The sequence below is a fragment of the Flavobacterium xinjiangense genome (genome assembly GCF_900142885.1).
In the GTDB taxonomy this organism is placed as follows: domain Bacteria; phylum Bacteroidota; class Bacteroidia; order Flavobacteriales; family Flavobacteriaceae; genus Flavobacterium; species Flavobacterium xinjiangense.
In genome coordinates this window covers 37,529-50,385 of record NZ_FRCL01000002.1, presented here as the reverse complement: position 1 = coordinate 50,385, position 12,857 = coordinate 37,529, and the positions used below count along the sequence as shown (strand labels likewise).

Here is a 12,857-nt window from a genome sequence, read left to right as displayed (position 1 = left end):
ATACACTCTTATATCGTACCCCTATAATGATGAAAAATCACACAATATTGTAATTAAAAAGTGATTATTTAATAATTAACATTTGAATATATAGGAATCAAAATAAAATTATTAAATTTTTACGAAAACGGTTTCGATTTTATATTATGTTAAATTTATGTTAAAAAACATTAATTTTTTTAATTTTGGCTGTTTCGTTATTAAATAGTTTTCTACTTTCGGCAAATATGAAACGAATTGCATCACTTTTCTTACTAGCAACATTGTTTTACAATGTCCTAGGATACTATACGATGTTTGCTTATCAAAAAGAGCAAACATGGGTGTCTAGTATGGAGAAAATTCCGAGTTCTGAGTTTCAAGTAATACGATTAAATGCTTCTGTATATTCATTTATTGAAGACACTGATTTTGAATATGTAAATGAGAATGTTATAATTAAAAATAAAAGTTACCATATTTTCAAAAAAAGAATTCAAAACAACATAATCAGTCTCTATTACTTACGTAATTCTTATGGAGATGTAATCGGTAAAGATTTAAGCGAAATTGTTGATAATCAATTATTCAACAGTACAACATCAAAAGAATCACCGGCAAAAAAACTTCTAAAAACTTCTCTTCCGGATTATATTCCAAACACTACGGTATGTATTGATTTTTCGGCAAAAATCGATTTAAATTCTGCTGAGCCAATTATTACCCCAAATAAAGAGTTAGATTCCGGATACCTTTCCTTATCGTATTCACCGCCTGACGTAGCTTAACATCTCTTATTGTTTAAGCGAAATCATTCGCATCCATGAGGTATATGCAAATTCATGATCATTTGTGATTATTTATCAGTCAAGATGAACTGTTATTCTAAAAAACTTATTTGAAATTAACTTTTTAAAACACATTTTTTGTGCCTCTGATCCACATTTTAGTGGAGGTGAAGGAAGTCAATTTTTATATTTTTAAAAGGACAGTGCAGTTTCCTTTTCTAAAATTACGACTTCAATCAATTTGCATAAAAATTTAGATTTCAAAAAATATCTTTGAATCAGCTATTTACCTTGTACACCCAAGATTAAATTTTGGCGAAAGCCATTAAATCATCTTCTTTTCTTAACAATAAGAACAAAAAAAACCTTTTTATTTTTTTTGAATACCCATCTTTCCAATAATGGACAATGTTGCTATTCCTATCTATTAAAATGCTATTTAATTACTAAACAAACCAAATTTTGAAAACTTTATCCTTTTTATCTTCGTCCTTTACTTTTATTGCAATTCTTTTCATCTCCATTCATTCAGAAAATATCTCTGCTCAAGGCTGTGTAGCGGTTCGCCAAATGGGAGGTCAAAACATGAACTCTTCAAACTCTTACAATTTAGACCAAGGGGAATTTCAAGTAGGCGCAAATTATCGTTATTTTCATTCATGGAGACACTTTGTAGGAAAAGAAGAGCAACCACAACGTCAAACTACGGGTGGTGGTTTTGATGAAAACGGAAAAGAACGTGGTAATGCCGTTAATATATATTCTCATGCAGTAGACTTAAATATTTCTTACGGATTAACTGACCGTATTCAGTTGAATGCAACATTACCTTATGTAAACAACGAGCGTTCCCAAGTATTAAAGCAAACAACTCCAGTAAAAAACACTTTCCGATATAGCGTTTACGCGCAAGGAATTGCTGACGCTCGCTTGAGTCTTAACTACTGGGTCTTTGATCCTAAAACAGCGAAAAAAGGCAACCTTATGGTAGGTTTAGGAGTAAAACTAAACACAGGAAGCCATGACGAAAGAGACGATGCTCCTCAAGTGGATGGAACAACTAAAAACGTTGTAATGGATCAAGCTATTCAACCTGGAGACGGCGGTGTTGGATATTCAATAGAAATTCAAGCATTCAGGCAATTGACAGGCCGACTTTATGGTTTTGCTAATGGATATTATTTGTTTAACCCAAGAGAGTCAAACGGCACCTTTAAATCAGCACCAAAAGCAGGACTGGAAGGATATGAAATTTACGCTAGTCCTGATCAATATTTTGGTCGCGCAGGATTTATGGCTGCCGTGGACAAAAAAGAAAATTTCACCGTATCCTTAGCTGGGAGATTTGAAGGAATTCCTGCTTACGATGCCTTTGGTGGTCAAATAGCTTATCGTCGCCCTGGCTATGTAATTGCAGTTGAATATGGTTTTTCGTATAGAATAGGAAATCATGGCTTGAGTTTATACGTTCCTTACAACGTTGTTAAAAACCGCATTCAAAGTGCAGCAGATATCGCTAGCCAAGATTTACAAAATTCTGTAATTACAGATCCGACAAAATACGTACATGTCCAAGGTGATGCAGCATTTGCAGATTATTCCATTAATGTTGGTTATACTTATCGTTTCAATTTAAATAAAAAAATGAACGTGACTATGAAGCACTAATTTAAAAGAAATCGTTAAAGATCACTTATTACATTCTATAATTAAACCATTTTATTAAATGAAAAAATTTTATCTGATTTACCTGCTTTTGGCACCTTTATTTATGACTTCTCAAACAGAGATTGACGGTATTATGATGAGCAAAAACAATTTTTGTTTTGGAGCAGTTTACCAATATAGCAGTTGGGACCAGTACTGGGAAGGAACCTTTAAAAGAGAAAATCTCAATCTTGGTACTCTTTCCACAAAATCAATCGCTATAATGGGAAACTATGGTGTTTCTGACAAATTGAATATTATCTTCAGCCTTCCCTACGCAGAAACAAAAGCTTCTGCTGGTACTATGGGAGGACAAAAAGGATTGCAGGATTTATCATTAACGATAAAATATATGCCCATAGAAAAAACAATTGGAAAGGCTACATATTCTTTATATGCTTTGGGGAGTTTTTCGACCCCTATATCCAATTACTCCGCTGATTATTTACCGTTAAGCATTGGTTTACAAAGCAAAACAGCAGCTTTACGATTGATGGGGGATTTTCAGCTAGGAAACTTCTTCTCGACCTTATCTAGTGCTTATGTAAAAAGAGCCAACATAACTATCGATAGAAACGCCTATCTCACTGACGAAATTCATTATACAAATAAAGTGGATATGCCTGATGCTATTTCAGTAAATTTTAGAGCGGGATATCGATCTAGTAGATTGATCGCAGAATTCGTTATAGACAATTGGGTAACGCAATCAGGAGGATTTGACATTACAAAAAACAACATGCCTTTTCCGAGCAATACGATGAACGCCTTAAAATATGGCGTTAATTCAAAATATACATTAAAAAAAATACCTCAATTATCTCTTGTAGGCGGCTTTAACTATGTAGTTCAAGGAAGAAACGTTGGGAAATCTGACACCTTTTATGGTGGTTTATTTTATGTGATTAATATTAAAAAAAACAAGCGAACAAGATGAAAACTAAAATACAAAAAATAGCCTCTTCCACTCTTCTGACTTTATTTCTTGCATGTACGTATTCTTGTAGTGATGATATTGTAGAACGAAACGAGCAATTTCATGCCTTGAACCCAACAAATACAGACGATTTGGCTGGTACTTGGAAAACATTTTTATTGACGACTCCAAACGAATTCGCACTAGATATTCCCATTGCAACAAATACGCCGGCATTCACGAGAGAAGTTAATGAAATAAAAAGTTACCAGGTAAACATATCGGAAGATCAAAAAAGAATAATAAAATATTGGAGCGCTGGTGGCGTTTTACGCTGGAATGAAATCATGCGAACTTTAGTGGCTAGACACAACCGCCCTCCTTATCAAAATGAAGACGGAACCTACCCAGCACCTTCGGCAGCGAATCCGTTTGCAAATCCACAATTTCCATTTTCAAATCCGCCTTATGCAGCTAGAGCGTACGCCTATGTCAGTGCAGCGCAATATGATGCTATGGTTGCCACTTGGTATTATAAAAAACTATACAACAGAGCAGCACCTTTTACCGTGGATGCAACTTTACAAGTTTTAATTCCAAAAAGTCCAATGCCTTCTTATCCATCTGAAGATGGTGTATTATCTGGCGTTACAGTTGAATTATTAAAATTATTATTCCCAACCGAAATCGCATACATTGACGGAAAAGCGGAAGAACAAAAACTCTATCGCATTATTAGCGGTGCCAATGTTCGAAGTGATGTAGAAGCTGGGATCATTTTAGGAAGAAAAATTGCAACCAAATTTATTGCACGAGCTAGTACTGATGGTGCTGGAGCTGCTATAGGAAACCAAGCGCTTTGGACTCAATTGGAAACACAAACGGCGGCTGCCGGCGAAACACCTTGGAAATCTTTGGATTTACCGGCAAGACCACCAATGTTGCCGTTATTTGGTAAAGTTAAGTCGTTCTTGATGACTCCTGAAATGGTTGTTGCCAGCAGACCAGTTCCACCACCTTCTACAAAATCCGAACAATTTGCAAAGGAATTGGCAGAAATAAAGAGTTACAGCAAAAATGCTACTAGAAAAAACATGCAAATAGTTACTTTTTGGGCTGATGGCGTAGGAACTTATACTCCTCCTGGCCACTGGAACGCAATTGCATCAGAGTCATTTGTAGCACTAAATTATAGCGAAGTCCGATGGGCAAGAAACTTGGCTTTATTGAACATTACTATGATGGATGCTGCCATTAGCTGTTGGGATGCAAAATACACTTACTTTAATCCAAGACCATCTCAAGTAGATCCATCAATAAAAACTATGACAGGGACTCCAAATTTCCCTTCCTATGTATCAGGACATTCTACATTTAGTGGCGCTGCCTGCGTAGTTCTTTCACATATAATTCCTGCAAAAACTCAAGCTTTTGAAGCAATGGCATTAGAGGCATCAAATTCTCGAATGTACGGCTGTATTCATTATAGAAGTGATTGTGAAAAAGGATTGGAATTAGGCAAAAAAGTAGGTGGGTTTGCTGTTGCAAGAGCAACAACCGACGGTGCTGAATAATCCAAATAATTAAGGTTGATAATTTGTTTTAAAGGTTTGTTTTAATATCTCATTTTATCAACTACAGCCTAACAGACGTTGGAAATCTGTTAGGCTTTTTTTTAAAAAGCATTAAATTTTAAAATAGAATAATAAGCTTCCCCATTAAAATGGTAAGCGAGCACATTTTAAATCTATAATTAATTCATTATGAAACCAACATTCGACCTATTTTACTTTAAGTTTAGTAAAAAAATGGAAAAACACAGCATCAATATGATGCGAATTTCCCTTGCAATAGTTTATATCTGGTTTGGTGCTTTGAAAATTTTCGGGATGAGTCCAGCAGGTGAATTGGTAGAGCAGACAGTTTATTGGTTTCGACCAGAAATATTTATCCCAATTCTTGGAATCTGCGAAGCAATTATTGGGCTTGGGCTACTGATAAAAAAATTCATCCCTTATACGATTCTATTACTCTTACTGCACATGACAGTTACACTTTTTCCGATTTTTATTTTAAAAACAATTTGTTTCGACTCCTTTCCGTTTTGTCCAACTTTGGTCGGACAGTACATTATAAAAAATCTAGTTTTAATTTCGGGAGCACTTGTAGTTGCCGGAAAATACAATGAAAAATTTTATGCAGAAATGAATTTGAAATTAAGCGAAAAATAAATTCTAAATCCATTTTGTATAATCAAAGATTTTCTAATTTTATAATACAGATAAACAAACGCTAATTAATCCGTGATTCATAAAATCAAATGAAAACTGTACTTTACAAAAGAGCATCAACTCTAGATGAACTGGAACAAATCAGAACACTACAATTACAAAATAGTTCTCAAAACATCACTTCTGAAGAAAAACTTCAGGAAGGATTTGTAACAGTACAGCACACCGTTGCGTTATTAGAACAGATGAATACCGCTTGTGCCCATATTATTGCCAAGGATGGCGAAAAAGTTGTGAGTTTTGCATTAGTTATGCTTTCCAGCTTTAGAAACGAAATTGAAGTGCTGATTCCGATGTTTGAAAGGATAGATTCTCTTATACCAACTGGCAAATCCTATGTTATAATGGGTCAGGTTTGTGTAGATAAAAACTACAGAAAACAAGGAATATTCCGGGGATTATATGATTTTTATAGAACGCAATTGCAACAGGAATTTGATTTTTTAATTACAGAAGTGGCTAATGTAAACCTTCGTTCCATGTCAGCACATGAAGCAATTGGTTTTAAAGCAATAGACAGTTATGAAGAAGACGGTATTATTTGGAATATTATGCTTTGGGATTGGGCATAAAAAAAGCCCAACAATTAAGTTAGGCTTTTATTTTTTTGATCGAAATTATTTTAGTCTGCTAAAACAATAACTTTGTTGTCTTTCATTTCAATTGTTCCTGAAACAATAGCAAGTGTGTAATTTTGATCATCTATTTTAGTAAACTTACTCACTACATCTTTTCCAAAGTGGAAGCTTGAAGCTGCAATTTTAACTACTCCTTTTCCTAATATAGAAACAATTGGAGCATGATGATTCAATATTTGAAAACTTCCGTCAATTCCTGGTAAGGTAACCGAAGTTACTTCTCCTGAAAATAATTTTGCTTCTGGTGATACTATCTCTAATAACATATTTTTTAGTTTACAGTCTCAGTTAACAGTCACAGTACTGAATACTGAGACTGAACACTGAACACTAATTTATGCTTCCGCTAACATTTTTTCTCCTGCTTCGATAGCTTCTTCAATAGTACCTTTAAGGTTAAAAGCTGATTCTGGCAAGTGATCTAATTCACCGTCAATAATCATATTAAATCCTTTGATAGTATCTTTGATATCAACTAACACCCCTTTTAATCCTGTAAATTGCTCAGCAACGTGGAAAGGTTGAGATAAGAAACGTTGAACACGACGCGCTCTTGAAACGGCTAATTTATCCTCTTCAGATAATTCTTCCATACCAAGAATCGCAATGATATCTTGTAATTGTTTGTATTTTTGCAAAATTTCTTTCACTCTTTGTGCACAGTCATAATGCTCATCACCTAAAATTTGAGGAGTCAAAATTCTTGAAGTTGAATCCAATGGATCAACCGCAGGATAAATACCTAACTCAGCAATTTTACGAGACAATACAGTAGTAGCATCAAGGTGAGCAAAAGTTGTAGCCGGAGCCGGGTCAGTTAAATCATCCGCAGGAACGTAAACCGCTTGTACAGATGTAATAGAACCTTTGTTTGTAGACGTAATACGCTCTTGCATAGCTCCCATCTCAGTAGCCAATGTTGGTTGGTAACCTACCGCAGATGGCATACGACCTAAAAGTGCCGAAACCTCAGAACCTGCTTGTGTAAAACGGAAGATATTGTCAACGAAAAACAAAACGTCTTTCCCTTGATCAGTACCTGCTCCATCACGGAAATATTCAGCGATAGATAATCCAGAAAGTGCTACACGAGCACGAGCTCCCGGTGGCTCATTCATTTGACCGAAAACGAAAGTAGCTTTAGACTCTCTCATTCCTGGCATATCAACTTTAGATAGATCCCATCCTCCATTTTCCATAGAGTGCATGAATTCATCACCGTATTTTATAATTCCTGACTCTAACATCTCACGAAGTAAGTCATTTCCTTCACGTGTTCTTTCTCCTACTCCTGCGAATACTGAAAGTCCACCGTGACCTTTTGCGATATTGTTGATCAACTCTTGGATCAATACTGTCTTACCAACACCAGCACCACCGAACAATCCAATTTTACCCCCTTTTGAGTAAGGCTCAATTAAATCAATTACTTTAATACCTGTGAATAAAACTTCAGAAGAAGTAGATAAATCTTCAAATTTAGGTGCTTGTCTGTGAATAGACATACCGTTTTCACCTGTTTTTGGCAAGTTTCCTAAACCATCAATGGCATCTCCAATTACGTTAAACAAACGGCCGTAAACATCGGCACCGATTGGCATTTGGATAGGATTTCCTGTTCCAACTACTTCATAACCTCTACTCAAACCATCTGTTGAGTCCATCGAAATGGTACGAACTGTGTTTTCACCAATGTGAGATTGCACTTCAAGTACTAATAAAGTACCATCTTTTTTTGTGATTTCTAATGAATCATAAATTTTTGGAAGTTCAACATCCTTACCGTTGAAAACAACGTCAACTACTGGGCCAATGATCTGGGCAACTTTTCCTATTACTTTAGACATTACTTATGTATTTATTAAATAGCTATTTAGGTTTATGAAACAGAACCAACCGAAACTTATCGATTAGACACTTTTTTCAGTGCGCAAAGATAATTTTTTAAAATAAAAAATCAATACCTTTTTCTATAAAAAACATGAAAAAATTAAAGTATTATTTAAAAATGGATCTAAAACAAACAAAAACCTTTTATCCCACTTAAAACAAGAAACCACCTCATTACAAAATGGGTGGTTTCTTTATCAAAAATTAAAAACAATTTTATTGAATAACTGCAGGATACAATATTGGATAAAGACTCAAATCAACCGGTTTTAAAGTTGAAGAGTATTTAGCATTAATTGCAGTCATAAATGCATTTGTTATTAATGCGTAACCTCTCGGCCCTGGATGAACACCATCAAGCGAAAACGCTCCACCGGTCACATAAGCCGAAGTGAGTGTGAAACTATTACTAACAACACCTCCAGTTGACAATTGAGTCATAATAGCTTTAGTATCAACAAAAGCCAGACCTTTAGCATCTGCAATTGCTTTTATAGTAACATTATAAGCATCTGTAGCAACTTTAACTTCCGCAATCTCGTCTTTAGTTAATATCCATTGATCCGCTAAAGGTACAGAAACCCCGTTAACAGCAGCAGCATTACCACCCACCAGAGTTCCTATAAAAGTTCTTGAAGTTAAAACAGGCAAGTCCTCAGAAGTGGCTTGTCTATAAGAAGGGATACCATACGCTGATAAGTTTGTTAAATAACTATCAACAATAACAACCGCATTACTTCCCGCAGCAAATTTAACTGTTCTCTTCGTCGCTTCATCAGCAGTAATCAACCCCTTTGAAACAGCAAACTGCAATCCGCCATTATAAGCAGCATAACCACTATTTAATTGAGTAGCTACTCCTGCTGTTAATGGAACCGGATTATAAGGTACCGTTGTAAAATAAGGAAGTGTACTTACATAAGGAAGGTTTGCAACCACTCCTTTTGCGCCATTCGCTGTTAATTTTGCAACTAATCCTGAATAAACACTTGCAAAAACATTAGGATCAGTTATATCATTACCACCGTAAGTAGCAGGATTTAAATTACCTGTTTGGTTTACACCAATACCTCCAGAAGTAGCATAACCCAAAACATCATTCCCTCCTATCCACAAAGAAAAGAAAGTAGGAGCCTGAACTAAAGCATCTGCCAAAACTGTTGTTCCCGATGCAGTTGCAAATCTTGCAAAATAAGGATTTGCAGCACCTGTAGCTACTCCAGCAACATTTCCATAACCAGGAGCAATAAGATGATAACTTTTTGCTCCGGGAATTCCTAAATTATTAAAAGGTCCTGTAATTTTTGAAGTCACCTCAGTAGTTGGAACACCTGCAACCGGAGTCGGAGAAGATGTACTTAATTTAAAGTACAAACGAGTACCAGCAATCACATTTCCTCCTAATAACAATCCTCCTAAATTATCCGATGTGAAAGGCGTTTTAAAATCGCCTCCACCAGCAGTGACAAATTGTTGAGCTAAAATATTCACATAAGAACCTTCTTGTCCTTTTTTGAAAAGAGCCCCATCACTATATCCTGCAGCGAATGAATCTCCCAAGGCAACATATTTTGTAAAACTTGCAGTACCTGATGTTACCGGAACTTCAACAGGTGTCGAATTTTCATCGTCGTTATTACATGCTATAAAGGTTAACGAAACCAATAGTAGCCATTTGAAATTTTTTATCATGGTTGTATTTTTTAAAAATTATTGATTTAATTAAGGATTAATCGTCCAAGAAGCAAAATATTGATGCCCAATTAATCCAGCGCCTAATACTTGACTGTATTCTTTCCCTCCAATATTAGAAGCTCCTAATTTAAGTGTTGATTTTAATTTTGGTATGTTATAATTGATTTGAGCATCAACCACCGTAGCCGCGCTAATCATACCATCTACCATTGTAGATTGCCATAAATATTCGCTATTCCATCTTCCACTTACGTTAAATCCAAAATTTTCAAATAACTTTTCGTTTCCAAATGAAGCTTTCAACTTATGTTTTGGCGTGTTAAAACCTGCTTCAAAACTTGGATCTTTAGCTTGGTCAAATTTAAATTCAGCAAAATTATAATTAACTCCAAATTCAAAGTCTTTATAAACTTTTTTAGAAAGTCCAAGACCAAATCCAAGAGATTTAATTTCTACATTAGTATTAGTATACAATTGATACACTCTAAAATTACCATTTTGAAGTGCATGCAACGTTTGAGCACCCGGATTCGTTGGACCCGCAAGAGGATTTGGAGAGTCTTGCGTAGTTCCGTATAAAGGCGCTACAACATTTAAATTTCCGATAAAGTCATTATAAATATTATAGTACCCATTGATATCAACTGACACATCTTTTATAAATGATCTATATCCCAACTCAAATGCCTTAACTTGTTCAGGTTTTACATAATTTACGTTTGTTTTTCTTAATAATGCTGAAGCCGCAATAGGATTACTAGCCGCTAGAGCACTAAAAGCACCTACTGAGGAAGCGGTATACGAATTATTGTAAGCATTTAAACCAGTTAAAACAACCGTTGTTCCTCCAGCTAAAGCTTGACCAACTGCAGTTGAAACAGGCCAAACTTCGCTATATCTGGTTAGGTTGTCAGGAGCTGAACCAAGAAGCAAAGCACTTCCTACATTAAACCCAATGTATTGATCTTGGGTTGATGGGTTTCTAAAACCTGTTTGAAAAGAAGCTCTAAAGTTGTGATTCTTTCTTTCTCCTCCTGAATACACTAAAGATACTCTTGGAGAAAAATTTCCATCGAAATTTTTTGATTTGTCATAACGAACAGATCCTGTAAATTTCAATCTATCCTCCATTAATTTTTTTGTTAACTGACTATAAAAACCATATTCAGTGTAATTAATTGGTCCGTTTGCATCTGTATAAATTCGGCCATGAGAATTTAACTCATACAATCTAAAAGATCCTCCAACCTGAATTTCTGCAAATTTTACAATGTCTTTAAAATTATAATTAGCATCTGAATGATAGATTCTTGAATTATCAACCAATTTTGAACCCGAAAGCACACTTGGATCAGCAATTACACTATTAAAAGCAGCTTTAAATTCTGGTGTACCGGGAAGTAATCTTCCAGTATCAGCCGTGTTTCTTGCAATGATATGTGCATTTTCAGGTGTCTGACCAGATAGCGTAGCTCCAATGTAGGCCCCAGCATATTGACCAAACCATGTCTTGTCATCTTTCCATTTTCTATTTACATTAATACCTGTAAAAAGCATATCATATGATTTTCCACCATCCTCATTAGTTGTATACCCTCTTACGAAAAAGTTTTTCCCTTTGAACTCTAATTTATGCTGTTGCATAAAAAAGTCATTCAAGTAATATCTATTGGCTCCTTGATATACAGCATTTCCAAAACCAAATTTACTTTGCCAAATAACTTCTAACTTTTCATTTCCAAAAGGTCTGTAATGAAGTGAAAAGTCTATTTTAGTGTTACTAGCCTTGTTATTTGTTAAATCGATTTCATTGTAACCAGTTCTGCTTACATTATAATTTGGAAGTAAGTTTACGGCCGCTTGAGAAATCAAACCTAAAGAAGCTAATGACTGCCCAACTCCTTTTATATTTGTGGAAACCTCGTCACCATAAACATTTATTCCATCATAATTTACATTACTTCTATCAATACCTGCACGAGTCTTGTCATCATAGTTTGTAGCATACCAATCAGTTCCGCGCATGTAAGTAAAGTTAACTTTCCCAGCTAATTTTGAGCTAAAAGCATGTGCCATTCTTACGCCATAATCAATATAGTCATTTGATCCTGCGGCTTCTTGACTCGTCTGTCCAAATTTTGCATAAGCAGTAATTCCCTGACTTGTAAATGGACTTTTACTATTCATAAATAAAATACCGTTAAAAGCATTTGCACCATATAAAGCAGAAGAAGCTCCTGGCAATAACTCTACACTTTGAACATCAATTTCAGAAACACCAATCATATTTCCTAATACAAAATTCAACAATGGTGATGAATTGTCCATTCCGTCTACCAATTGCATGAAACGAGTATTTGCTACTGTGGCGAAACCACGCGTATTTATTGATTTGAAAGACAAACTACTTGTGTTCATTTGAACTTCTTTCATGTTTTCCAACCCATCATAGAAAGTCGCAGATGCCGTTTTTTTTATGTCAGCAATACCCATTCTTTCAATTGTAACGGGAGATTCCAACACTCTTTCTGGAGTTCTTGAAGCAGAAACGACTATCTCATTCAATTTTGTTTCTTCATCAGCAAGTTTAACTGCTACTTTTTGATTATTCGATGAAATCGATACTTTTTGCGCTCCAAACCCCACACTACTAACATTGATCACGTAAGGTGGTTTTTTTGATGATTGCAAAGTAAATGAACCATCCATCCCTGTAACAGTAGCAGAGGTTTCACCAACAATTTTAATATTGGCTCCAGGAATAGGCTGATTGTTACTATCAGTAACAACACCCGAAATTGTATTTTGAGCAAACGTTAAGCCGCAAAAAAACAATGACAAAAAAAGTAAATACACTCTCATTTGGTTAAAATTTTTTGATTTATGCTGCCAAAGTACAATTATTTTTAATATTAATAAAAAAACGTTAAAAATAATTCATTATTGTTAACGT

General features: G+C 35.1%; 10 protein-coding genes. 6 read left to right on the top strand and 4 right to left on the bottom strand.

The annotated features are described in order from the left end of the window. The first annotated feature begins 227 nt into the window (after positions 1 to 227). The 6 genes from BUC23_RS02525 (at position 228) to BUC23_RS02500 (ending at position 6,253) form a co-directional block, all read left to right on the top strand. Positions 228 to 767: a hypothetical protein gene (locus tag BUC23_RS02525; protein WP_139259758.1), complete on the top strand. Its 540-nt coding sequence runs from the start codon at positions 228 to 230 to the stop codon at positions 765 to 767. 462 nt (positions 768 to 1,229) lie between these two features. Beyond that, positions 1,230 to 2,435: a hypothetical protein gene (locus BUC23_RS02520; protein WP_073204953.1), complete on the top strand. Its 1,206-nt coding sequence runs from the start codon at positions 1,230 to 1,232 to the stop codon at positions 2,433 to 2,435. Between the two features lie 58 nt (positions 2,436 to 2,493). After that, positions 2,494 to 3,411, top strand: coding sequence for a hypothetical protein (locus tag BUC23_RS02515; protein ID WP_073204951.1), 918 nt, complete (start codon positions 2,494 to 2,496; stop codon positions 3,409 to 3,411). Next, complete coding sequence (locus BUC23_RS02510) at positions 3,408 to 4,964, top strand: vanadium-dependent haloperoxidase (RefSeq protein ID WP_073204949.1); 1,557 nt, start codon at positions 3,408 to 3,410, stop codon at positions 4,962 to 4,964. The genes BUC23_RS02515 and BUC23_RS02510 overlap by 4 nt, the downstream gene beginning before the upstream one ends. 234 nt (positions 4,965 to 5,198) lie before the next feature. Continuing rightward, positions 5,199 to 5,621, top strand: a complete 423-nt coding sequence (locus BUC23_RS02505; protein WP_244153761.1) for a DoxX family membrane protein — start codon at positions 5,199 to 5,201, stop codon at positions 5,619 to 5,621. An 89-nt stretch (positions 5,622 to 5,710) separates the two neighbouring features. Continuing rightward, entirely contained in the window at positions 5,711 to 6,253 is a 543-nt protein-coding gene (locus BUC23_RS02500; protein WP_073204944.1) for a GNAT family N-acetyltransferase, read from the top strand. 50 nt (positions 6,254 to 6,303) lie between these two features. Here BUC23_RS02500 and BUC23_RS02495 read toward each other — a convergent pair whose 3' ends face one another. The 4 genes from BUC23_RS02495 to BUC23_RS02480 all read right to left on the bottom strand — a co-directional run bounded on the left by BUC23_RS02495 (position 6,304) and on the right by BUC23_RS02480 (position 12,766). Continuing rightward, positions 6,304 to 6,585 (bottom strand): FoF1 ATP synthase subunit delta/epsilon, encoded by a 282-nt coding sequence (locus tag BUC23_RS02495; RefSeq protein WP_073204943.1) that lies wholly within the window; start codon positions 6,583 to 6,585, stop codon positions 6,304 to 6,306. A 69-nt stretch (positions 6,586 to 6,654) separates the two neighbouring features. Beyond that, positions 6,655 to 8,166: a F0F1 ATP synthase subunit beta gene (gene atpD / locus BUC23_RS02490; RefSeq protein ID WP_073204939.1), complete on the bottom strand. Its 1,512-nt coding sequence runs from the start codon at positions 8,164 to 8,166 to the stop codon at positions 6,655 to 6,657. A 259-nt stretch (positions 8,167 to 8,425) separates the two neighbouring features. Beyond that, positions 8,426 to 9,901 carry an SGNH/GDSL hydrolase family protein gene (locus BUC23_RS02485; protein ID WP_073204934.1) on the bottom strand — a complete coding sequence of 492 codons (1,476 nt, stop codon included), beginning with the start codon at positions 9,899 to 9,901 and terminating at the stop codon, positions 8,426 to 8,428. A 30-nt stretch (positions 9,902 to 9,931) separates the two neighbouring features. Beyond that, the gene (locus BUC23_RS02480; RefSeq protein WP_073204931.1) at positions 9,932 to 12,766 is read right to left on the bottom strand and encodes a TonB-dependent receptor; all 2,835 of its coding nucleotides are present in this window, start codon (positions 12,764 to 12,766) and stop codon (positions 9,932 to 9,934) included. Positions 12,767 to 12,857: the final 91 nt, after the last annotated feature.

Coding starts and splice junctions, on each gene's coding strand:
- BUC23_RS02510 (WP_073204949.1), top strand. CDS start 3,408: ATGAAAACTAAAATACAAAAAATAGCCTCTTCCACTCTTCTGACTTTA.
- BUC23_RS02505 (WP_244153761.1), top strand. CDS start 5,199: ATGGAAAAACACAGCATCAATATGATGCGAATTTCCCTTGCAATAGTT.
- BUC23_RS02515 (WP_073204951.1), top strand. CDS start 2,494: ATGAAAAAATTTTATCTGATTTACCTGCTTTTGGCACCTTTATTTATG.
- BUC23_RS02500 (WP_073204944.1), top strand. CDS start 5,711: ATGAAAACTGTACTTTACAAAAGAGCATCAACTCTAGATGAACTGGAA.
- BUC23_RS02480 (WP_073204931.1), bottom strand. CDS start 12,766: ATGAGAGTGTATTTACTTTTTTTGTCATTGTTTTTTTGCGGCTTAACG.
- BUC23_RS02525 (WP_139259758.1), top strand. CDS start 228: ATGAAACGAATTGCATCACTTTTCTTACTAGCAACATTGTTTTACAAT.
- BUC23_RS02485 (WP_073204934.1), bottom strand. CDS start 9,901: ATGATAAAAAATTTCAAATGGCTACTATTGGTTTCGTTAACCTTTATA.
- atpD (WP_073204939.1), bottom strand. CDS start 8,166: ATGTCTAAAGTAATAGGAAAAGTTGCCCAGATCATTGGCCCAGTAGTT.
- BUC23_RS02495 (WP_073204943.1), bottom strand. CDS start 6,585: ATGTTATTAGAGATAGTATCACCAGAAGCAAAATTATTTTCAGGAGAA.